Below are 21935 nucleotides of genomic sequence, written 5' to 3' on the forward strand. Positions count from 1 at the left end.
GCCTCCCCCAGAAAGTCTTTCCTGCGCGCCCCGTGCGCGCGGCAGCGGTGGCAGGCCGGCCGGGCCTGCCACCGCGCTCGACCGTACGGTCAGCCGGTCGAGTCCGGCTGCCGCGGCGGACTGGACCGCGTCGAGCGGCCCTCGGGCAATGCCCCAGCGGCCGTCAGGGGTTGAGCACCCACGCCGAGGGGTGCTGGGTGAAACCGATGTGCGGGTAGTAGGCGGCGGCCGCCGGCGCCGACAGCAGGACGATCTTCGCGGTGGGGGCTTCCTTGCGGGTGGCGTCGATCAGGGCGCGGCCGATGCCGGAGCGCTGCTGGGTGCCGGCGACGGCGATGTCGGACAGGTAGGTGACGTAGGAGAAGTCCGAGACGCTGCGCGCGATGCCGATGAGCGTGCCGTCGGCATCGCGGGCGACGAGGAAGAGGTTCGCGCCGCGGATCATCGCCTCCATGCGGTCGCGGTCCTCGATGGGGCGGCGCTCGCCCAGCCCGGAGGAGCGGTACACCTGCAGTACCTCCTCCAGGTCCAGGGCGGCGGCGTCCACCCGCTCAATCGTCCAGCTCACGAAGGTTCTCCAATCGGGCGCGCACCACGTCGTGGTGGGTGAGGAATCGCTCGGGTTCGAGCGCGGGAAGGTCGATGCCCTGCTGGGCGAGGGTGGTGGCGAAGTGCTCGCCGGTGGCGATGGTGCGGTTGGCGGCGGCCTGCACCGAGCGGTAGGCGCGTTCGCGTTCGACGCCTTCGCTGAGCAGGTCGGCCAGGGCGGAGGAGCTGTAGATCAGGCCGTCGGTGGCGTCGATGTGGGCGCGCATCCGCTGGGGGTGCACGGTCAGGTACGTGACCAGTTCGGCCGCCCGGGTCGCCTGGAAGTGGGCGACGGACAGGCTGTCGGGCAGGATGACGCGTTCCACCGACTGGTGGGCGAGGTCGCGTTCGTGCCACAACGCCACGTTCTCCACGGCGGCGGTGGCGTATCCGCGCAGCAGTCGGGCCAGGCCGCACAGCCGTTCGCTGGTGGTGGGGTTGCGTTTGTGGGGCATGGCGCTGGAGCCCTGGTAGGCGCTGGTGCGCTGTTCCTCGACCTCGCGGACCTCGGTGCGCTGCAACAGCCGCATCTCCAAGGCGATTTGCTCGATGCAGGCGCCCAGTGCGGCGACGGCCTGCAGGAGTTGGGCGTGGCGGTCGCGGGCGACGACCTGGCTGGGCACCGGTTCGACGCCCAGGCCGAGCCGGTCGCACACATGGGCTTCCACGGCCGGGTCGATGAGGGAGTAGGTGCCCACCGAGCCGGAGATCGTGCCGACGGCGACGGCGTCGCGGGCGGCGGCCAGCCGGGTCAGGGAGCGGTCGACGGCGAAGGCGTAGCCGGCGAGTTTGTGCCCGAAGGTGGTGGGCTCGGCGTGGATGCCGTGGGTGCGTGCCACCATGACGGTGTCCCAGTGGGTGACGGCCTGGTCGGCCAGGGCGCGCCGTAGTCGGCGGGCGGCGGCGCTCAGCAGGTCGGTGGCGCGGGCCAGGGTGTGGCCCAGGGCGGTGTCGACCAGGTCGTAGCTGGTCATGCCGAGGTGGACGAAGCGGGCGGAGTCCTCGGGCAGCTGCTCGCAGTAGGCGGCGAGGAAGGACAGCACCTCGTGGTCGCGTTCCTTCTCGATCTCCGCGACGCGGGCGGCGAGCGGAACGGGGGCGCGGCGCATGTCGTCCAGGGCCGTCTGCGGGACGCGGCCGAGGCGGACCTGGGCCTCGGTCGCGAGGATCTCCACGGTGACCCAGGTGGCGTAGCGCGACTGGTCGGTGAACAGGTCGGCCATCTCGGGCAGGGTGTAGCGAGGAATCATCGTCGGCCTTCGTCCGTGGGCTGGTGGCGTGAAGGGGGGAAGGGGCCTGGCAGGGCGGCGCGTCCGTCGCCCTGCCGGGCCCCGGTTTCGGGGCGCTCCCTCAAAACGCCCCGAAGTATTCGCGCTGCTCCCAGTCGGTGACCTGGCCCGGTGTGGGGGCGGCGTGCACGGCCCAGGCCTCGAAGCGGCGCAGTTCGCTGTCCTTGAGCTGGGTCAGGCAGGCGGCCAGCGGTGCGCCGAGCAGCTGCTCGGCGCGTCCGGCGGTGAAGGCCTGGACGGCCTCGCGCAGCGACTGCGGCACCACTTGGCCGGGGCCGTCACCAAGAGCTTCGGCGGGGGTGGGGGTGGCGGTGAGGCCGTCGAGGCCGGCGAACAGCTGGGCGGCGATGTTCAGGTAGGGGTTGGCGCACGGTTCGCCCATGCGGTTTTCGATGTGGGCGGCGGCGCCGCTGCCGACCAGGCGGAGCATGGCGGTGCGGTCCTCCACGCTGCAGCCCACGTGGGTGGGGGCCAGGGCGTGTTCGGCGGCCAGGCGGCGGTAGCCGTTGACGGTGGGCACCGACAGCACGCACAGTTCGCGGGCCCAGGACAAAAGGCCTTCGGCGTAGGCCTTGCCCTGCGGGGACAGGCCGCCGGACAGGCCCTCGGCGGAGAAGATGTTGCGCCCGCCGGCGTCCAGGACGGACTGGTTCAGGTGCCAGCCGCTGGGGTCGGCGGCGTCCAGCAGCGGCTGGGACATGAAGGAGGCGTGGTAGCCGAGGCGGGCGCAGAACCGTTTGGTGGAGGTGCGAAACAGCAGCATCGCGTCGGCGGTGTCCAGCGCGGACATGGGGCTGAAGGTGGTCTCCACCTGGCCGGGACCGGACTCGTGCTCCATCGACCGCAGGGGCAGGCCCAGGTGCAGCAGGTGCTGGGCGAGGGGGTCGGTGACGGGGGCGACGGTGTCGTAGGCGGCGTCGAGGTTGAACTGGTAGCCGGCGTTGACGGCGGCGACCCGCGGCGCGCGTCCTTGCAGGCCGAAGCCGTTGCCCTGGTTGCCGGGTTCGTCGTCCAGGCGGCGGGTGAGGTACCACTCGACCTCCAGGCCGAGCACGGGGGTCAGCTGCCGGCCGGTGTAGCGGGAGACGACGCGGCGCAGCACGGCGCGGGCGGACAGCGGGTGGGGGGTGCCGTCGCGCAGGTACTCGTCGCCGATGACCCAGGCGGTGCGGGGGCCGGAGCCGGGCAGCACCTGGAAGGTCGTGGGGTCGGGGACGAGGAGGAAGTTGCCGGCTCCGGTGATCTCGTCGACGCCGATGCCGTGGTCGCCGAGGAAGTCGACGGCGACGGCGTGCCCGGTGTCGAACAGGAACGGGCCGGGGCTGAAGTTCATGCCGTTGCGCAGCACGGTGCGAAAGGCCGCCGCGGTCAGGGTCTTGGAGCGGGCCAGACCGTGGGGGTCGGCGAAGGCGACGCGGACGAGGTCGATGTCGTCGAGGGCGGCCTCGATGCGTTCGGCGGCCTCCTGCTGGGCGGTGTCCCACAGTTGGTGGTCGGTGACGAACGAGGGGCGTCCGACGCTGCCCTCCGCGACGGGGGCGGACCATGACCTGACATACATGGCTTCAGAGCGTCCTTTCGCCGGTGGTGACGGGGATGAGGTCGGCCGCGGGCGGCGCGGGCAGCGGGGCCAGCAGCGCCTCCAGACGGCGGGCCACGGTCAAAACGAGGTCGTCGGCGCCGACCGGGCCGACGAGTTGCAGGCCGGCCGGGAGCCCGGCGCGGGTCAGCCCGGCGGGCAGGGACACGGCCGGCTGCCCGGTCATGTTGTAGGGGTAGGAGGCGGGCGCCCAGGCCAGCCACGTCAGATCGCGGGGATCGGCCGCCCAGGCGGGGCCGATGGCGTCGGCGGCGAACGGCTCGACGGGCACGGTCGCCATGGCGAGCAGGTCGTAGCGGTCCATGACCGAGCGCAGCGTGGCGCGCAGGTTCTGGCGCACCTCCTCGGCCTGGATGACGCGGACACCGCTGAGGGTGCGCCCATGCCGCACGATTTCCAGCCGGCCCGGGTCGCACCACTGCTCCGCCTCGGGCGGGGTGCCGGCCGCCTCGGTGGCGGCGAGGATGTCGACGACGGCCGGGTAGAGGTTCTGGCAGCGCACCTCGATGTCCTCCACCCGGTGGCCCTCCTCCAGCAGGGCCTGTTTGCCCCGTTCGGTGACCCGGCGGATCTCCGCGTCGGTGCCCTCGTACTCGATCCAGCCGATCCGCAGGGCCCGCAGGTCGCGCGGGGAGTCCAGCGAGCCCAGCCCAGAGTCGGGGTCGGTGGGGTGGGGGCCTGCGATGACCTGGCCGAGCAGGGCGGCGTCGGCGACGCTCGCGGCGAGGGGGCCCTGGTGGGCGAGGCGGTCGGCGCCGTTGGGCCAGTAGGGCACGCGTCCGTAGGAGGGCTTGTAGCCGACGACGCCGCAGAAGGCGGCGGGGATGCGGATGGAGCCGGATCCGTCGGTGCCCAGCGCCCCTTCGCACAGGCCGGCCGCGACCGAGGCGCCCGCGCCGCCGCTGGAGCCGCCGGCGCTGAGCTGCGGGTCGTAGGGGTTGCGGGTGGGCGGTGCGAGGCGGCCGACGGTGGAGGCGCTCCAGCCGAACTCGGAGGTGGTGGTCTTGCCGACGACGACGGCGCCGGCCGCGCGCAGCCGGGCCACCGCGGGGGCGTCCTGGGCGGGGCGGGCGTTGGGCAGCAGCGAGCCGCGGCGGGTGGGCAGGTCGCGGGTCTGCAGCAGGTCCTTGATCGAGACGGTGACGCCCAGCAGCGGCTGGTCCCACCAGGCCTCCCGGCCGCGTTCGCGGATGCGGGCGTCGGCCAGTTCGGCGGCCCGCAGGGCCTCCTCGCCGGCGACGGCGACATACGCGCCCAGGGTGTCGCGCTCCTGGATCGCGGACAGCACCGAGCGGACGTGGTCGGCGACGGTGAGCTCTCCTTCGGACAGGAGCTCCTTGATGTGGCGGATACCGCGGGCGGTCATCAAGCTCTCCTTCAAGAGCGCTCAGGGTGCGAGGGCGGGCGGGGCCCGCCGTGCGGGTCAGGACGCACGGCGGGCCTGCCCGTCGGCCGCGGCCGAGGTGCCGCCGGCGATGGCCGACCAGTGCCAGGGGGAGTCGAAGGCGGTGACCTCCACGCTGTGGCCGGCCGCGGCCAGGGCGGCGGCCTGGGTGGTGGCCCGGGCCACGAACGCCGAGACCCGGTGCGCGGCGAGCAGGTCCTGCTCGTCGAAGGGGGTGCCCTCGCAGCGCAGCAGGCGCAGGTCGATGAAGCCGTTGAAGAGCCGTCCGTCGACCTCGACGGCCTGCGGGGTGCGGATGGAGAAGCGCACCTTGTTGTTGACGTGGCCGTGATGGTGCTGGTCGGAGTAGAAGGCGACGTCGGGGATGGTCGGCGGCACGAAGTGGTCGCGGGCGCCGACCTCCTGGGTGCGGGGCAGGTTGCCGGCGATGAAGTGCCAGGAGTTGTACTGCATGCGGGAGGACATCGCCCAGGCGGCGTCGGCCAGGGCGGCCGACGAGCCGCCGAAGTGCCGTGCGGCCTGGGGGTGGGGGACGACGCAGCAGAAGAACTGGGTGATGTCCCAGTCGCAGATCTCCTCCCAGCGTTGCGCGCGCAGCGCCGCCACCAGGTCGGGCAGGGAGCGCATGCCGCGGCTCATGGTGAAGTCGGCCTCGAAGACGTCGGTGGCGGCGGCGACCGTTTCGTGCACCAGGTGTTCCAGGCCGGTGCCGAAGGTGCCGTAGGGGGCGGCCAGCCAGTCGGGGGCGGCGGCGAGCTGGTCTCCGAGTTCGTCCAGGGTGGCGCCGGCCAGCGGCAGGACGGCGGCGAGCCGGGCGGCCATCGCCTCCTCGCGGGCCCGGGCCCGCTCGCCGGGGGCCGCGGCCACCCGCTCGATCTTGTGCATGAGCGCGCCGTGGATCTCCCGGTACAGCTGGGCGCCGTGGCCGGCCTGCTGGCGGCGCGCGCGCAGGGCGCGAGCCAGGTCGTCCAGGGCGGCGACGGTGCAGGCCCGCGGCGGCGGGCACCGGCGTGCCGCCGGGGACGGTGTTGTAGCCCTGCCGGATGCGTTCGAGCATGTGGGCGACGTGATCGACGCTGAGCTGGGTGCCGTTGGCCTCTTCGATGCGGCCGAAGCCGGCCGAGCGGATGAGCAGGGTCAGGCACACCACCAGCTGCACGTCGTGGTCGGACCACAGGTACAGCGGCAGCCCGCGCAGGCTGCTGAGCGCACAGTCGGGGTGGCCGGGCCACAGCGTCTTGCCGGTGAGGTTGTTGGCCTCGCGGAAGTTGGTGTAGCGCTGCTGCTGCTGGTAGAGGACAAACGGCGCGGTGCGCAGCGCCGCCTCGCGGGCCTGTGTCAGCAACTCCTGCCGCCCGTCGGCGCCTTGTGCCTCGAGCCAGGCGCGGCAGTCGGCGACGCTGTGGGCGAGGCGGGCGGCGGCGGCCTGGGTGTGCTGCTGGTAGGCGTGCAGGTGTGCGGCGCTCCAGAGCACCCGGCGGACGCCGCCGACCAGGTTGCGGCGGTCCAGCGGCTCCTGGGAGGGCACGCGCAGCAGGATGCGGCCGGAGGTGGACAGGCCGATCTCCCCCACGAAGGCGCACTCCCCGTCCGGCTCCTCCAGGGCGGCGTCGGCTTCGTCCGGCTGGGGGCGCCAGGTCAGCCCGCACAGCACCGCGAGGGCGGCCTCCTCGGGGCCGCTGAGGGCGCGCAGTTGGACGTCGGCGGGCACATGTCCGTCGAGGGTGAGCAGTACCTCGACGAAGGAGCGCAGGTCGCCGGCCTCGCCTGCGTGCTGCCAGGTGCGCTGGAGCAGCCCGGGAAAGCCCGCCTCGGGGTCGAACTCGCGGTCCGGTTTCACGGTGCCGGCCGGTACCCCGGCGCGGCTGGGCCGGCGGCTGATCCGCTTGCGGGCGTTGATCTCGCGGCGGGACTCCCCGCGACCGCTCGCCGCGCTGGCCGCGCTCATCGGGTGTCCTTGCCGGTCGCTTCGATGTGGTTCCACATCGTCTCGTCGGTCGGCGTCCAGTCCTCGTCCACGTAGATGCAGTCGACGGGGCACTCAAGGACACAGGCGGGGCAGCCGGAGCACAGTTCGGGGACGATCACGACGTCGAGGCCGCGATCGAAGATGGCCCCGAACTCCTCCGGGCAGCTGCGCAGGCAGGTGTCGCAGGTGATGCACTCGGACTTCTCGATGCGGCGCGGCGGCTTCTTCCAGGTGTCGGGGCGGGTGCGGACGGCGATCCGCTCGGCCCGCCCGGACAGCGCAGCCGACGAGGCGATCTTTTTCACGGGCAGGGACCCCTTATGTGAGTCTTCTCGGCCACGGCCGGGAACCGGGACGCCTTCGATGCTCGGGGCGCCGTCTCGATGGGCCCCGGAGTGGTGGTGGGGGGCCGGTCGAGGAGGCCGGCCCCCTCTTCAGCGGCCCACCGCGGCCCCCTTGCGCACGGCCGTGCCGGCTTCGGCGGGGCGGGCGGCCAGGTCGAGCAGGAGCTGTTTGACGTCGGTGGCGGCCAGGCGTCCCTCGACGGCGCCGGGGGCGGAGCACAGCAGCAGCGGGGCGTCGTCGTCGCCGGCCGGCAGCAGGCCGTGGCTGCCGCGCACCGGGGAGGGGTCCAGGGGGATGACGGACATCAGGTAGCGCAGGCCCAGCTTCTTGCGGGCCAGTGCCGCACCCGCCCGCACCTTGACATACGGGTCGAGGGGGTCGAGGAACAGTTCGGCCGGGTCGTAGCCGGGTTTGCGGTGGATGTCCACCAGCCGGGCGAAGTCGGGGGCGTGGGCGTCGTCGAGCCAGTAGTAGTAGGTGAACCAGGCGTCCGGCTCGGCGAGCGCGACGAGGTCACCGGCCCGCGGATGGTCCAGGCGATACTCGCGTTTGCCGTCCTCGTCCAGCAGCCGTCCCACGCCGGGCAGCTGCTCCAGCACCGCGCGGGCGGCGGGCACGTCCTGCGGGCGGCGCACGTAGACGTGGGCGATCTGGTGGTCGGCGACGGCGAACGCGCGCGAGGCGTGCGGGTCGAGGTACTCCATGCCGTCCTGGGTGTGCACCTCCAGCAGGCCGGCGCGGCGCAGCGCCCGGTTGATGTCGACGGGTCGGCGGACGGGGGTGATGCCGTACTCCGACAGGGCGACGACGGTACGGCCCTGGGCGCGGGCCTGGTCCAGCAGCGGGGCCAGGGCGGCGTCCAGGTCGGCGGCCGCCCGGTGCGAGCGGGGGTCGTCGGGGCCGTAGCGCTGCAGGTCGTAGTCGAGGTGGGGCAGGTAGGCCAGGGTCAGGTCGGGGCTGCGGGAGGCCATCACATACCCGGTGGCATCGATGATCCACTTGGAGGAGGTCAGGTTCGCGCCGGGGCCCCAGTAGTTGAACAGCGGGAAGGTGCCCAGGCGGGCGGTGAGTTCGTCGTGCAGGCCGGCCGGGCGGGTGTAGCAGTCGGGTTCCTTGCGGCCGTCGGCGCGGTAGACGGGCCGGGGGGTGATCGTGTAGTCGGTGTCGGCGCCCATCGCGTACCACCAGCACACGTTGGCCACCGTGTAGCCGGGGTGGGTGCGCCGGGCGGCGTCCCAGAGGCGTTCGCCGTCGATGAGCTGGTGGCTTTGCCGCCACAGCATCACCTCGCCCAGGTCGCGCAGGTACCAGCCGTTGCCGACGATGCCGTGCTCGGCGGGGCTCAGGCCGGTGAGGAAGGTGGCCTGCACCGAGCAGGTCAGCGCGGGCAGCACGGTGTCCAGGGCGGCGCGTGAGCCCTGCCGGCCCAGGGCGGCCAGGCGGGGCATGTGGGCGAGCAGCCTCGGGGTGAGGCCGACGACGTCGAGGACGAGCAGCGGGGTCGGCGCCAGGGTCACGGCAGCTCCTTCAGACCGAGGTCGAGCAACACATCGCGGGCGAGGGCGAGTTCGGCGGCGATGCCGTCGGCCAGCGCGCCGGGGCTGTCGGGGCGCAGCCGGGGCGGCAGCGCCTGCCAGGTGTAGGTCTCCACCTCCAGATGCGTGGTGGCCGCACGGGCGCCGCCGAGCAGGACCTGCAGCGTCTGGCGCAGGACGTCCACGGTGGAGGTCAGCGGCGGGGTGGGGGCGGCGTGGAGGGGGACGTGGAAGTGGGCGCGCCAGGGCCTGCCGCGCGGCAGGCCGTCGTGCAGGGCTTGGGGCAGGTCGTCGGTGCCGTGCAGGCCGGCCGCCGTGCGGGTGCGGGTCTGGTGCAAAAACCGCGGCTCGGCGAAGGAGGCCAGCGCGCGGCGGACCTCCGGCCGATCGGGGTGCTCGGCGTGCAGGGCCGCCGACAGCTGGGACTTGACCACCGCGATGCCCGCATCCGCCAGCGCCGCCAGGGCGGTGGCGGGGTTTTCGAAGGAGGTGGCCAGGTGGCAGGTGTCGACGCACACCCCGATGCGGTCGTGGCCGATGGCGGTGAGCGGGCCGATCGCCTCGGCGCAGGTCTCCACCACGCAGCCCGGCTCCGGTTCCAGCGCGATGCGCAGTGAGCGGCCGGTCGCCTCGGCCATGTCCTCGAGACGACCGGCCAGTTCGGTCAGCGCCGCCCGGGCGCGGGCGGCGCGGGCGGCGTCATGGGCGGTGCGCCAGGCCAGGGGCAGGGTGGAGATGCTGCCGTCGGTGACGTCCTCAGGCATCAGGGCGGCAAGGATCCGGGCCAGGGCGAGGGTGTGGGCCAGGCGGCGCGGATCGGCCCAGTCCGGCTGATACACCCGGTACTTGACCTCGCCGGTGCCAAAGCCCTGGTAGGGGAAGCCGTTGAGGGTGACGACCTCCAGGTGGTGCCGGTTCAGTGCGGTGCGCAGGGTGTGCAGGGCGCGCCGGTCGCCGTCCAGGACCCGGGCGGCGTCGGCGGCCAGCCACAGGCCGATGCCGAGCCGGTCCACGCCCAGGCGCCGGCGCACCGGCGCGCAGTGGGTGCGCAGTTGGGCAAGGATGCCGTCGAGGTCCTCGGCGGGGTGGACGTTGGTGCAGTAGGCGAGGTGGACGGTGCTGCCGTCGGGGTGGCGGAATCGCACCGGCTCACCGCCCGGCGGGCACGGGCGGCGCGGGGGCGCCGCGCAGGATGGAGTTGCCCTCGTGGGTGGGGCCGGTGGCGGGGGCCTTGAGGGCGAGGCGGCCGCTGAGGGAGTAGAACTCCACCGGGTTGCGCCACAGCACCAGGTCGACGTCGTCGGCGGTGAAGCCGGCCGCGAGCATGGCGTGTCCCACCTTGGCGGTCTTCAGCGGGTCGCTGCGCCCCCAGTCGGCGGCGGAGTTGACCAGCACCCGCTGCGGGCCGAACTCGCGCAGCACCGCCACCATCCGCCGCTCGTCCATCTTGGTGTCGGGGTAGACGGAGAAACCCAGCCAGCAGCCGCTGTCCTTGGCGGCGGCGACGGTGGTCTCGTTCAGGTGGTCCAGCAGCACCCGCTCGATGGGCAGCGCGGAGCGGCGTACGGCGTCCAGAGTGCGATGAAGGCCGGCCAGCTTGTCGCGGTGCGGGGTGTGCACCAGGGCGGGCAGCGCGTGGTCGGCGGCCAGCTGCAGCTGGTGTTCCAGGGCGCTGTCCTCGGCCGGGGTCATGGCGTCGTAGCCGATCTCGCCGACCGCGACGACCTGGTCCTTGACGAGGTAGCGGGGCAGCTCCTCAAGGACGGGCGTGCAGCGCGGATCGTTGGCCTCCTTGGGATTGAGGCCGATCGTGCAGTGATGGGCGATGCCGTACTGGGCGGCGCGGAAGGGCTCCCAGCCCAGCAGCGCGTCGAAGTAGTCCACGAACGAGGCGACCGAGGTGCGGGGCTGGCCCAGCCAGAACGCGGGCTCGACGACCGCGCGGACGCCGGCGGCATGCATCGCCTCGTAGTCGTCGGTGGTGCGGGAGGTCATGTGGATGTGCGGGTCGAAGATGCGCATCAGCTACTCCTTTGCGGTCAGGGCGAGCACGTGCGTGAGGTCCTCGGGGACGGTGCGGCCGGCGGCGGTGCGCTCGGCGGCAAAGGCGCGCAGCATCCGGGCCAGTTCCCCATCGCCGCGGGCGCGTTCGGCCAGAGCGGCCACCTGGGCCACGGGCACGCCGGTGAACAGGCATTTGAGGACCGCGTGCCGCCAGGCGTGGGCGCCCAGGTGGCGGGCGGCATAGGGGCCCAGGGCCGCGGCCAGCAGGCTGGTGTCATTGGTGCGCAGGGCGTCCTCGACGAGCGCCACCCCCTCACCGGCGGGCACGTCCAGCCGGGCCAGCGCCGTCAGGACCGCGCGCCGCTCGGCGGCGGTGCCCTGCCGGTACAGCAGCGTCAGGGTGGCCGCCTGAGGGGCGGCGGCCACCAGCAGCAGCACCCGGGCCGCATCCGCGGCGTCGCCGCAGGCGCGGCCGGCCTCGGCGAAACGCAGCTGCCAGCCGGGCTGCTGTGCGGCGGCCTGGGCGCGGGCCGCCTCCAGCCACAGCCGCCCACCCACATCGAGCAGATCAGGCAGGTCGGGAAGGTCGGGCAGGTTCTCGGGTGCGGTGTGCACGGCGGTCATCGCGTGCCTCCTTGTCGCAGAAACTTGAGGGATTCGGCGGCCAGTTGAGGTCCGGCGTGGGAGTGGCGGGGCAGTTCCACCACGGTCAGCCCCTGGTAGCCGGTGGCGGCCAGCGCGGCCAGCACCGGCGGGAAGTCGATCTCGCCCTCGCCGAACGGCAGGTGTTCGTGGACGCCGCGGCGCATGTCCTCGATCTGCACGTGCCGCAGCCAGGGCGCCGCGGCGCGCACGCAGTCGGCCGGTGAAGCGCTCTCCAGGCACTGGCAGTGGCCGATGTCCAACGTCAGCCCCAGGGCCTCGGGGTCGCCGAGGTCGGTGCGCAGCCGGTGGAAGTCCTCGACGGTGGCCAGCAGATGGCCGGGTTCGGGTTCGATCGCCAGCGGCACACCGGCCGCCTCGGCCGCCTGAAGGACGTGTTCGAGGGAGTCGCTCTGGCGCTTGAGGGCGGTGTCGGTGTCGACGCCGTCGGGAATGACGCCGCTGAAGCAGTGCAGGGCGTGCGCGCCGAGGTCGGCGGCGATCTGTGCGGCGCGGATCAGCAGGCGGATGCGCATCCACCGGGCGTCCTCGTCGTCGTCCAGCAGGGTGGGGCCGTGTTTGCGGCGCGGATCGAGCAGGTAGCGGGCGCCGGTCTCGACGGTGACCTGCAGACCGAGCCGCTCCAGGCGCCGTGCGAGGCGGGCGGTGCGCGCGGCCAGGCCCGGGGCGAGGGGGTCGAAGTGCATGTGGTCCAGGGTCAGACCGACGCCGTCGTAGCCGAGGTCGGCAAGCAGGCCCAGGGCGTCCTCCAGCCGCAGGTCGGTCAGCCCGTTGGTGCCGTATCCCAGGCGCAGTGGGTTCACGTGGGGCTCACCTTCCGCGCCAGGCGGGCGGCGAGCGGGGCCAGGGCCGCGGTCAGCAGCGCGGTGCCGGGCGCGCCGGCCCGCGCCGCCAGGGCGCCCTGCACACAGACCATGCCGCGGATGCCGGCGCCGACGGCCCGCTGGGTCAGCGGCGGGGAGGGGTTGAGCACCGTGTGCAGCAGTGGTGCGGCGACCGTGGCCGGGTAGGCGGCGATCAGAGCCGCCCGCACGGCATCCGCCCCCCGCCCCGCCCCGGCCGGGCGCCCGGGGTGGGGTCCGGGCGGGGCGGGGGTGCGTATCAGGGTGGCGGTGACGGCGGCCGTGGCGGCCAGCGCGGCCAGCGGGGCGGCCGGGGAGCCGCCTTGCGTCTCGGTGCGCGAGACCAGGGTGACCGCGCCGGTGTGCTGGGCCAGCAGGGCCGCCGGGATGAGGGCGGGGCGCAGCGGCCGGCCGGTGGACGCCGCACCCAGCAGCAGGTCCAGTCCGCGGGCGGCGGCCATGGCCGCCGGGGCGGCCGGGGTGTTCTTCAGCTTCAGGTCATAGGCCCACACCACGGCCGCCAGCGGCACGGCGACGGCGGCCGAGCGCCGGCCGGCACCGGCGGCCAGCGCCAGGCCCGCCGCGCTCAGCAGGCCCGCCGCGGCCAGGGCGGCCCGGGGCCGGATACGGCCCGAGGGCAGCGGCCGGTGCGGCCGGTCCCGGGCGTCCTCGTCCTCATCCGCCCAGTCGTTGAGGGCCATGCCCGCCGCGTACAGGCACACCGAGGCGCCCGCCGCGCACAGCGTCGCCCGCCCGGGCCGGGCGCCCGCTACGGCCGTGCCGGCCAGCACGTCCCCCGGCGCGGTGCACACCGCGGGCAGCCGCAGCAGTTCCGCCCACGCCCGCACCGTCTTTGCCGCCGGCAGCGGCAGCGGGCGCCCGGCGGGGCGGGGGGCGTCCGCGGTGGGGGCGGTCGGCCGGGAGAGCGCCGCCACGGGCCGCGGGCGCGGCCGGGCGGTCGGCCGCTCGGGGGCGAGGCTCACCTGGACTCCCCCAGCCGTTCGGCGAAGGCCAGCAGGACGGCGTACTGCTCGGCCAGCGAGGCGGCGTCGCCGTCGGGGTCCTTGAAGTAGAAGCCCAGCTCCGGGCGCGGCCCGCTCAGGCCCGCCTCGTGGGCGCGGGCCAGCAGCCGGGCCAGGTCCAGCACGAGCGGCGCGGCCAGCGCCGAGTCGCAGCCCTGCCAGATCGTCTGCAGCACCATGCGGGTGCCCAGGAAGCCGTCGAAGGCCACATGGTCCCAGGCCGTCTTCCAGTCCCCCAGCACGGGTACGTCGTCGATGTGCACCGTGCCCTGGGGCAGGGTGCCGAGGCTGTCGGCGAGCACCCGCTCCTTGCCGGCGTTCTTGGCGGCCGCGGCCGCCGGGTCGGCCAGCGCGGCGCCGTCGCCGCCGCCCAGGAGGTTGGTGCCCGACCAGGCCCGCACCTCAAGGGCGCGCTGATGGAACATCGGCGCCAGCACCGAACGCAGCAGGGTCTGGCCCGTCTTGCCGTCCCGGCCCGCGAACGGCAGCCCGCAGGCGCGGGCGGCCTGGGCCAGCTGCGGGTGGTGCAGCCCGGTGGAGGGGGTGAAGTTGGCGTAGGCGCAGCCGGCCTCAAGGGCGGCGGCCGCGTACAGGGAGCTGGCCGGCCACGCGCCCGGCGCGGGCGCCGGCTCGGTGGAGGCGACGTTGACCACCACCGTCCGCACGGCGCCGGTGTCCGCCGCGAACTGCCGCAGGTCGGCTGCGAAGTGGGCGATGAGTTCCTCGGGGCTGCGGTCGTCGCCGGGCAGCGGCCCGCCGGGGCGGATGCGGCGGTCGGCGGCCGTCAGCTCGCCGTGCACGGCGCCGGGCAGCCAGTGCGGCAGCACACCCTGCGCGGCGAGCTGCTCGGCACGCTTGGTCAGCACGCCGCCGGCGGTGTCGTGGCCGCCGAAGACCAGCGAGGACAGCGCGGGCAGGTGGCTGCCGGCGAACGGGGGCGTCTCGGTGAGCAGGCCGGTGGGCGCCAACAGCCCGGCCTCGAGCGCGGCGCAGCCGGCGACGGCCGTGGTGGCGACCGAGCCGCGGGCACCGACCAGCCACACCCCGGTGGGTGCTGCGGCGGCAGTCTGGGCGGGTTCGAGCACGGGTGGCCTCCTTGGACGTGGGCAACGGTCCGCGCAAGCGGATGCCCGGCCAGAATGCCGACCCCCGCGGCCGACAGTCGCTCCTCTCCAGCCGCGTTCGAGCAGCCGACGAGCCGTCCCCCACTGGAGTCCCGGCCACCGCTCCACCACCACGTACGCCGCCCGCCGCACCCCGTGCGCGCACGGTGCGGGCCGGGTGCGGGCATGGCGGCGGCCCCGCCGGCGGGGGATCCGGCGGGGCCGCGAGAAGGTTCGTCCGCCCCGTGCCCGGCACGGGGCAAACGGCGGTCGGCTTGTGTGTCAGTAGTCGACGCGCACCAGCTGGCCGTTGGTGCCCACGGAGTGGTTGGTGACGTACACGTCGCCGAAGACGTCGACGCCGATGCCGTTGGGCTGCACCAGCTGGGTACCGGTGGGGACGGTGGTGACCTTCCTTGTGCTCAGGTCGATCCGGGACAGCGAGCCCGGGGTGGGCGCCTGGGACAGCGAGGAGGAGCTGTAGGACAGTGCCAGCAGGTTGCCCTTCCAGTCGAAGGCGATGTCGGTGATGTTCGTCAGACCCGAGACCAGGACCTGCGGCTGCTGGCCGGGCGCCACCTTCCAGATCCGCGAGCCGCCGACCTGGCCGCCGCCCATGTCGGAGATGTACAGGGTGCCGTCGGAGGCCTTGAGCAGGCCGGTGGGCACCGACTGGCTGGTGTTGTTGGTGGGCATCACATACCGGGCGGTGGCGGTGCCGTCGCCCGGCAGGGAGACCACGTCGTTGGCGCCGGCGTCGGTGGCCAGGAAACCGGAGCCGCTGCGCACCAGCCGCCAGGGGTTGGCGTTGATGTCGGCGCCGTCGGGGTTCTGACCGCTCTCCAGGGCGGCCAGGTCGCCCAGGACGGTGCCGTCGACGGTGCGGTAGACGGTGCCCAGCGTCCCCGCGCCGCTGCCCAGCGAGGTGCGCAGGTCGGTGGTGCCGGGCCCGCCGAAGCAGGACAGCACGTCATAGCCGCCGGCCGTGGTGTCGCGCTCGACGTCGGCGGGGCCGCTGGCGTTGACGGTGGTGGGGTCGGCGGCGCCCACGGCGGTGGAGGCCAGGCCGGTGACCGGCCGGCTGACGTAGCCGCTGGCCGACATCTTCACGACCGCACCGGTGTTGCCGACGCAGCGGGTGCCCGCGGCGCAGCCGGGCAGGCCCTCACCGGCCTCGGCGATGAGCAGGGAGCCGTCCGACTGGGCGGTGATGCCGCGGGGGTTCTTCAGACCGGCGGCGACGACGGTGAGCCGGGCATCGGTGGTGGCGTCCGCCTGGGCGGGCGCCACGGCCATCGCCGCGAACGCCGTCGCGGCCGCCGCGGCGGTGGGCAGAACCTTTTTCCAGAGGCTGCGGGTATTCGACATGTCTCTCCTTCGGCTTCGCCGCTTGCTTTCCCCCGAGAACTCGGAGAGCGGACGCGAAATCCCGGCCACCATAGAGAGTCGAAGAGCGTGACTGACTGCGGAAATCCCGCACTTAAACAGAGTGAATCCGGACACGATGAAAATTCGAGCAGGCCTCGACCGGGCCGCGAAAATTATTCCTATCGTGGACGTCCGGGTCCCTTGCCCGTCCGGCTGGGACAGAAATTGCCGGTGAAATGCACCCGGGAGGAATCGCATGCCCGAACTGCCGCCCCCGTCCGTCGTCCGCGGCCTGGAAAAACAGCGGGCAGATTTGCAGAAGCAGGTGCGCGACATGGCGCCGCCGCCCTTCGCCCTGCTCGAGATGATCATGGGTTCGATGGTGACGCAGGCGCTGCGCGTCACCGCCGAACTGCGCGTGGCCGAGGCGCTGGCCGATGGCCCGCTGAGCGCCGAGGAGATCGCCGGGCGGGTCGGCGCCCACCCCGACGCCCTGCACCGGGTGCTGCGGCTGCTGGCCGCCCAGGGCGTCTTCAGCACCGGCGAGGACGGCCGCTACGCGCTGACCGCGCTGGGCGACGCGCTGCGCGCGGAGCATCCGATGACGATGCGGGACATCGCGCTGCTGATGGGGCACCCCATCCACTGGGAGGACTGGGCGTCGTTCCTGGAGACCGTGGTCACCGGCGAGCCGAGCCTGCCCAAGCTGCGCGGGATGAGCGCGTTCGAGTACCTGGAGAGCAACCCCGACTACGGGGCGGTGTTCATCAACGGCATGGGCAACATGTCCGCGACCGAGACGGTCCCCGTCGTCGGCGCCTACGACTTCTCCGCCTTCGCCACGGTGCTGGACTTCTGCGGCGGACAGGGCGGACTGCTGGCGGGCATCCTGCAGCAGGCGCCCCAAACCCGCGGCATCCTCTACGACCCGCGGGTCGAGGGCAACGGCGCGGCCGGCTTTTTGGCCCAGCAGGGGGTCGCCGACCGGTGCACGACCGTGGCCGGCGACCTGTTCGGCCCGGTGCCCGGCGGCGCCGACGCCTACGTCCTCAAGCACATCGTGCACGACTGGCCGCAGGAGGAGGCGCTGCGCATCCTGAAGAACGTGCGCGCGGCCATCAAGCCGGGCGGCAAGCTGCTGCTGGTGGAGATGGTGGTGCCGGAGCAGGGCGACGAGCCCCACTCGGGCAAGCTGGTCGATTTGTGGCTGATGCTGCTCGTCGGCGGCCGGGAACGCACCGCCACCCAGTACGCCGACCTGCTCTCCAAGGCCGGCTTCCGGCTGGAACGCGTCGTGGAGACCGCCGCCGCGGTCTCCATCGTGGAAGCCGTCCCCGCCTGACCCGCCTTGACCCCGCCCCGCCGAACGGCCCCGGCCGCGCCGATATGCGCGCCCGGGGCCGTTCGCCGTCCACTCCCCCGCCCCGCGGGACGCGACCCGGCGCCTGCCAAAAGCGGCCGGCACCCGGGTGCAGGATGGGTGCGCCGCGGCGCGGCGGGCCGGGGTGCTCACGCCGCGCCGGCACCGCGGAAGCGGCCCCGCGAGGCCGAGCCCCGGTGGCAGCCGGGCGGCCTCGCCGCCGGCGGCCGTACAGGCGCGCGCACGTCGGATCTCTTTTCGGCGCCCGTCGCGTCCGCCTGCCCCGCTGCGGGGGCGGTGGAGGATGCCGGCGCCCGGCCGGTGGCGGCCCCGGCCGTGCGGGCGCGCGGGCAGCGGACCCGTTCGGTGCCCCCGTCCGCCCCCGGTGCGTGGGTGGCGGGTGCGGGTGAGGTGGGAGCGCGTCGTGGAGGGGCGGGCGGTCACGCACCGCTGGTGCGGTGCACGCGGCCCGCGGGACCGGCGCAGGTGCCGGCACGGCGGGTGACGGCCTCGCCGGTCCCGGCCGTGCGGGCGCACGGGCGCAGGCGCGGCTGCGGGACGGGGTGCGGCCCGTGCAGGGGCGGGGCGGTCACGACGTGTCGGTTGAGATGAGCAGCGGCCCCCGCGGGGCCGTGCGTGCACAGGTGCGCGGCGGGACCCGTTCGGCGAGCCTGTGTCCTGCTGCCCTACTGCGGGGTGGGTCGGGCGGCGGCGTGCGTACGGGTCGTTGGGGGGCGCAGGGGAAAGGGGGCCGGGGCCCTTGGTGACGGGGGGTTGTACCAAGGGCCCCGGCGGTCGGTGGGGGTGGGGGTCAGGCGGCGGGGCCGAACCAGCGTTCCAGGGATGTGTGCAGGCCCGGGGTGGTGGGGGTGCCGGCCCAGGCGACGTAGCCGTCGGGGCGGATCAGCAGGGCGGTGGCGTCGGCGAGTTGTTCGGCGGCGGCGGTGTCGGCGGGGGTGGCGGTCACCACGTCCACGCGTCCCTGCCAGGGTTGCGCGGTGGTGCGCACGGCGGCGTCGTCGGCGAGGTCCAGCAGTACCCCGTGTCCGGAGTGCAGCAGTTCGGGGACGCGGAGTGTCTCGCCGCCCTGGACGTTCAGGGTTCGCGGCGGCATCCTGCGGCTGGCCAGCGGGTGCTCGCCGGCCTCGGCGCCGAGGTCGTAGTGGATGTCGAGGTGGCTGACGATGCCCGCCAGGTGCTTTTTGACGTCGTCGTACTGCAGGAGTTCGGTGAACAGCTCGCGCAGCGGGTCGGCCTGTTCGCCGCCGAGGAAGATGATGCCCTGGGCGCGGGTGTTCATCAGCAGCCGCTGGCCCGCGGGGTGGCGTTCGCCGTGGTAGCTGTCGAGCAGGGCCGGGGAGGCCTGGCCGCGCACGGCCAGGGCCAGTTTCCAGCCGAGGTTGACCGCGTCCTGCACGCCGGTGCTCAGGCCCTGTCCGCCGGCGGGAAGGTGGATGTGGGCGGCGTCGCCGGCCAAAAAGACCCGCCCGCGCCGGTAGTGGGAGGCCTGGCGGGTGGCGTCGGTGAAGGAGCTGACCCAGGTGGCGCCGCCGTGGTGGATGTCCTCGCCGGTGATGTGCTGCCAGGCGTCGGCGACCTCGGCGAAGGGGACGATGGCGTCGCGTTCGCTGGCGGGGGTGCCGTGCGGGCAGGCGATGACCCGGTCCACGCCGTCGCCCAGCGGGCCGACCATGACCATGCCCTTGGGCAGGCGTTCGCCGAGGTAGCGGGGGCGCAGGTCGCAGCCGACGACGTCGGCGACGTACATCTTGCGGCTGGCGGGGATGCCGGGGAAGTCGAAGCCGGCCGCCTTGCGGATGCGGCTGCGTGAGCCGTCGCAGCCCACGAGGTAGGAGGAGCGCAGCTGCTGGGGTCCGTCGGGGGTGTCGAGGGTGATCTGGACATGGTCGCCGTCGAGGAAGGTGTCGGCGAGGTCGGTGAAGGCCCAGCCGCGGCGGATGTCGGCGCCCAGTTCGGTGGCCCACTTCTCCAAAACTTCCTCGGTCTTCCACTGCAGCACGCCGCGGGCGCCGAAGTGGGCGTCGGGCAGCACGGTGTAGTCGAACTGGACGCCGCCGAAGTGCCCCTGCGCCATGGCCTCCAGGCCGCCCCAGCGGGGCAGCAGTCCGCGCTGGTCGAAGACCTCCATCGTGCGGGCGGTGAAGCCCAGGCCACGCGATTGCATGGTGGGTTCGGTCAGTTTCTCCACGACCATGACGCGGACGCCGCCGAGGGCGAGTTCCCCGGCGAGCATCAAACCGGTGGGGCCTGCGCCCACGATGAGGACATCGGTGTCCACCGCTGTTGCTTCCATGACGGTGCCTTTCTGCAGATGCGTCGGGTGACTTCGAGTGCGGTGGTGCCGCAGGCGGGCCGGGGCGGTGTCACCGCGGCGGGCCGAACCAGCGCCGCAGCGCCGGGCCCAGCTGCTCCTCGCCGGTGCCGGCCCAGGCGATGTGGCCGTCGGGGCGCAGCAGGATGCGGTCGGCGCCGTGCCAGGCCTGGGGCTGTTCGGGCACGGCCGCCACCCGGCTGACGGTGCCGGTCCAGCCGTCGGCCAGGGGCAGCGGGGGCAGGTCGGCGCGCAAGTCCAGCAGCACGCCGCCGCCGGTGCGCAGCAGGTGGGCGCCGTCCACGCGGCGCGGGCCGATGCGCAGGGTGGTGGCGGGCAGTCGGGCGCCGAGCAGCGGGTGGGCGGGGCCGGGCAGGTCGTAGCGCAGGCCCAGGCCGCTGATGGTGCCGGCCAGGTGGGCGCGGACGTCCTCCAGGGCGATCAGTTCGCCCAGCAGCCGGCGCAGGGGTTCCACGCTGGGCGGGCCGAGCAGCAGCAGGGCCTGGGCGCGGATGTTGGCCAGGACCTGGCGGCCCACCGCGTGCCGTTCGGTGTGGTAGGTGTCCAGCAGGGTGGCGTCGGCCCGGCCGCGTAGGTGCAGGGCGAGTTTCCAGCCCAGGTTGACCGCGTCTTGCAGGCCGAGGTTGAGGGCCTGGCCGCCGATGGGCATCTGCTGGTGGGCGGCGTCGCCGGCGAACAGGATGCGGCCGTGCCGGTAGTGGGTGAGCTGGCGGGAGGCGTCGGTGAAGGAGTTCACCCACAGCGGGGTGCCGTGGCTGATGTCCTCGCCGGTGACCTTCTTCCAGGCGGTGACGAGGTCCTCGAAGCGGGCCTGGTCGCCGTGGTCGCCGGCGCGGGAGCCGAACTCGTGGACCATGACGCGGGTGACGCCGTCGGGGCGGCGGGCGGCGATGGCCAGGCCGCCCTCGAGGCGCTGGAAGCGCCGGTCGGGGATGTCGAGGCCGGCGACGTCGGCGCGCAGCAGTTCCCGGCCGGCCGCCTGTCCGGGGAAGTCGGCGCCGATCAGGCGGCGCACGGTGCTGTCCTCGCCGTCGCAGGCCACCAGGTAGCGGGCGCGGATGCGGCGCCGTACCCCGTCGTGGCCCTGGGCCTGGCCCTCGACGGCCGCGCCGGTGTCCTCAAGTGCGGTCAGTTCGTGCTTGCAGCGCAGTTCGGCGCCCTGGGCCAGCACCCATTCCTCCAACACCGCTTCGGTCTTGGTCTGGGGCACCTTCCACTGGCCCGGGTGGGAGCTGGGCAGGGTCAGGTCCAGGGGGATGCCGCCGAAGTGGCCGCGCGGTTCGCGGGGCGGGTCGCCCAGGTCGGGCACCAGGCCGCGGCCGTGCAGGAGCTCCATGGTGCGGGCGTGCAGGGTGGAGGCCCGCGACCCGGTGTGGGGGCCGCGCCGTTTTTCCACCAGGACCACGCCGACGCCGCCGCGGATGAGTTCCCCGGCGAGCATGAGCCCGACGGGGCCGGCCCCGACGACGACGACGTCGGCCTGGATGGTGTCCCCCGGCATCTCAGGCCTTCTTCTGCTCGGCGTGGGCCTTGGCGTGGGCGAGGGTGGCCGAGCTGTTGGTGGACAGCGCCGTGTGCACGTAGGCGCGGGCGTCGGCGACGGTGGCCTCATCGCCCAGGATCCGGGCGATGTTGGCGGTGTTGAGGGTGACGGTGTGCTGGGAGGAGGCGGTGGTGCCGTCCTCACTCTCCAGGAAGGTCCACTCGCCGGTGTGCAGGGTCATCAGGGCGGGCAGCGTGACCTGCTTGTAGGCGATCTTGTGGTGGGGGAAGACGACCCGGTAGGACTTGGTGGTGTGCACCGAGCCGTCCTTGGCGCGGGTGTCCATCTCCAGTTCCTGCAGGCCCGGGGTGTCCTCGGTGAGGCGTACGACGGCCACGTGCGGGAGGCGTTCGGCCCACCGGTCGGCCTCGTTGATGAAGTCGAAGACGTCCTTGGCGCTGCCGGCGATGTGCACGGTGTCGGTGAAGGAGAAGGTCAGCTCCTCGGTGTCGGCGGCGTGGACGCGCTCGACGTTGTCCTTGAGCGCGGCCAGTTCGGAGGTGCTGTTCTTCTCCACGGCCCGCTCGATCCACAGCAGGTCGTGCGGGTCGTCGCCGAGGGCGCTGTAGTCGTGCAGCAGCCGGACGCGGCAGGTGTCCGCGCCGAGCGGCTCGATGATCCAGGTACCGCCCATGTGCTTGACGGGCGGAGCGGGGACCTCCTGGCGGAAGGTGATGGTCAGCTCGCCGGGGTTCAGGGTGCGGTGCGAGGTCCAGTTCTTGGCCTGGCCGTTGGCGGTGGCCCAGATGCGGATGCGTTCCTCGCTGCCGTCGGTCTCCGGGCGATCGACGTGGATGGTGGGCGGGAAGATCCGCGGCCAGTGGGTCACGTCCGCGAGCAGGTCGTAGACCGCGGCGGCCGGGGCGTCGATGGTGATCTCGTGCTCGACCTCACGCGTCGTCATGAGGTTCTCCTCGCAGGGTGTCGGAAAAGAAGGAAGCAGGGG

At 73.8% G+C, this 21935-nt stretch carries 20 protein-coding genes; 2 read left to right on the top strand and 18 right to left on the bottom strand.

Features of this window, described 5'->3' with window-relative positions; translation table 11 throughout:
* Window positions 1–163: 163 nt before the first annotated feature.
* The 5 genes from LN251_RS27875 to LN251_RS27895 form a co-directional block, all read right to left on the bottom strand.
* Window positions 164–568, bottom strand: a complete 405-nt coding sequence (locus tag LN251_RS27875; RefSeq protein ID WP_458246942.1) for a GNAT family N-acetyltransferase — start codon at window positions 566–568, stop codon at window positions 164–166.
* Complete coding sequence (purB, locus tag LN251_RS27880) at window positions 552–1838, bottom strand: adenylosuccinate lyase (protein WP_458246943.1); 1287 nt, start codon at window positions 1836–1838, stop codon at window positions 552–554. The genes LN251_RS27875 and purB overlap by 17 nt, the downstream gene beginning before the upstream one ends.
* Window positions 1839–1938: 100 nt before the next feature.
* A complete protein-coding gene (locus tag LN251_RS27885) occupies window positions 1939–3438 on the bottom strand; it encodes a glutamine synthetase family protein (protein ID WP_458246944.1) in 1500 nt (499 codons plus the stop codon).
* A 4-nt stretch (window positions 3439–3442) separates the two neighbouring features.
* Entirely contained in the window at window positions 3443–4843 is a 1401-nt protein-coding gene (locus LN251_RS27890) for an amidase (protein ID WP_458246945.1), read from the bottom strand.
* Between the two features lie 57 nt (window positions 4844–4900).
* On the bottom strand, window positions 4901–5767 hold the full coding sequence (locus LN251_RS27895; protein ID WP_458246946.1) for a hypothetical protein: 867 nt from the start codon (window positions 5765–5767) through the stop codon (window positions 4901–4903).
* Window positions 5768–5939: 172 nt separating this feature from the next.
* On the opposite strand from LN251_RS27895, the gene LN251_RS27900 reads away from it, so the two are divergent.
* Entirely contained in the window at window positions 5940–6905 is a 966-nt protein-coding gene (locus LN251_RS27900; protein ID WP_458246947.1) for a hypothetical protein, read from the top strand.
* Here the strand turns inward: LN251_RS27900 and LN251_RS27905 are convergent.
* The 9 genes from LN251_RS27905 to LN251_RS27945 all read right to left on the bottom strand — a co-directional run bounded on the left by LN251_RS27905 (window position 6827) and on the right by LN251_RS27945 (window position 15733).
* Complete coding sequence (locus LN251_RS27905) at window positions 6827–7156, bottom strand: 4Fe-4S dicluster-binding protein (protein WP_404145565.1); 330 nt, start codon at window positions 7154–7156, stop codon at window positions 6827–6829. The two genes, LN251_RS27900 and LN251_RS27905, sit on opposite strands and share 79 nt — an antisense overlap.
* 129 nt (window positions 7157–7285) lie before the next feature.
* Window positions 7286–8713 carry an alkaline phosphatase family protein gene (locus LN251_RS27910; protein ID WP_458246948.1) on the bottom strand — a complete coding sequence of 476 codons (1428 nt, stop codon included), beginning with the start codon at window positions 8711–8713 and terminating at the stop codon, window positions 7286–7288.
* Complete coding sequence (gene eboE / locus LN251_RS27915; RefSeq protein WP_458246949.1) at window positions 8710–9876, bottom strand: metabolite traffic protein EboE; 1167 nt, start codon at window positions 9874–9876, stop codon at window positions 8710–8712. Before eboE ends, LN251_RS27910 begins: the two co-directional genes overlap by 4 nt.
* A gap of 4 nt (window positions 9877–9880) precedes the next feature.
* Complete coding sequence (locus tag LN251_RS27920; protein WP_458246950.1) at window positions 9881–10753, bottom strand: TatD family hydrolase; 873 nt, start codon at window positions 10751–10753, stop codon at window positions 9881–9883.
* A gap of 3 nt (window positions 10754–10756) precedes the next feature.
* Window positions 10757–11359: an EboA domain-containing protein gene (locus tag LN251_RS27925; RefSeq protein ID WP_458246951.1), complete on the bottom strand. Its 603-nt coding sequence runs from the start codon at window positions 11357–11359 to the stop codon at window positions 10757–10759.
* Window positions 11356–12201: a sugar phosphate isomerase/epimerase family protein gene (locus tag LN251_RS27930; protein WP_458246952.1), complete on the bottom strand. Its 846-nt coding sequence runs from the start codon at window positions 12199–12201 to the stop codon at window positions 11356–11358. The genes LN251_RS27925 and LN251_RS27930 overlap by 4 nt, the downstream gene beginning before the upstream one ends.
* The gene (locus LN251_RS27935) at window positions 12198–13223 is read right to left on the bottom strand and encodes an SCO3242 family prenyltransferase (RefSeq protein ID WP_458246953.1); all 1026 of its coding nucleotides are present in this window, start codon (window positions 13221–13223) and stop codon (window positions 12198–12200) included. Before LN251_RS27935 ends, LN251_RS27930 begins: the two co-directional genes overlap by 4 nt.
* Window positions 13220–14347 (bottom strand): inositol-3-phosphate synthase, encoded by a 1128-nt coding sequence (locus tag LN251_RS27940; protein WP_458246954.1) that lies wholly within the window; start codon window positions 14345–14347, stop codon window positions 13220–13222. Before LN251_RS27940 ends, LN251_RS27935 begins: the two co-directional genes overlap by 4 nt.
* 300 nt (window positions 14348–14647) lie before the next feature.
* Window positions 14648–15733, bottom strand: coding sequence for a ScyD/ScyE family protein (locus LN251_RS27945; protein WP_458246955.1), 1086 nt, complete (start codon window positions 15731–15733; stop codon window positions 14648–14650).
* A gap of 256 nt (window positions 15734–15989) precedes the next feature.
* Between LN251_RS27945 and LN251_RS27950 the strand changes: the two genes are divergently transcribed.
* A complete protein-coding gene (locus LN251_RS27950) occupies window positions 15990–17075 on the top strand; it encodes a methyltransferase (protein ID WP_458246956.1) in 1086 nt (361 codons plus the stop codon).
* Window positions 17076–17533: 458 nt separating this feature from the next.
* Here LN251_RS27950 and LN251_RS27955 read toward each other — a convergent pair whose 3' ends face one another.
* From LN251_RS27955 to LN251_RS27970, 4 genes are all read right to left on the bottom strand, one after another.
* Window positions 17534–17686, bottom strand: a complete 153-nt coding sequence (locus LN251_RS27955; protein WP_458246957.1) for a hypothetical protein — start codon at window positions 17684–17686, stop codon at window positions 17534–17536.
* Between the two features lie 218 nt (window positions 17687–17904).
* A complete protein-coding gene (locus tag LN251_RS27960; protein WP_458246958.1) occupies window positions 17905–19407 on the bottom strand; it encodes an FAD-dependent monooxygenase in 1503 nt (500 codons plus the stop codon).
* A 70-nt stretch (window positions 19408–19477) separates the two neighbouring features.
* Window positions 19478–20947 carry an FAD-dependent monooxygenase gene (locus LN251_RS27965; RefSeq protein ID WP_458246959.1) on the bottom strand — a complete coding sequence of 490 codons (1470 nt, stop codon included), beginning with the start codon at window positions 20945–20947 and terminating at the stop codon, window positions 19478–19480.
* Between the two features lies 1 nt (window position 20948).
* Complete coding sequence (locus LN251_RS27970) at window positions 20949–21893, bottom strand: aromatase/cyclase (protein WP_458246960.1); 945 nt, start codon at window positions 21891–21893, stop codon at window positions 20949–20951.
* Window positions 21894–21935: the final 42 nt, after the last annotated feature.

The sequence above is a fragment of the Streptomyces sp. MAI_2237 genome (genome assembly GCF_054189285.1).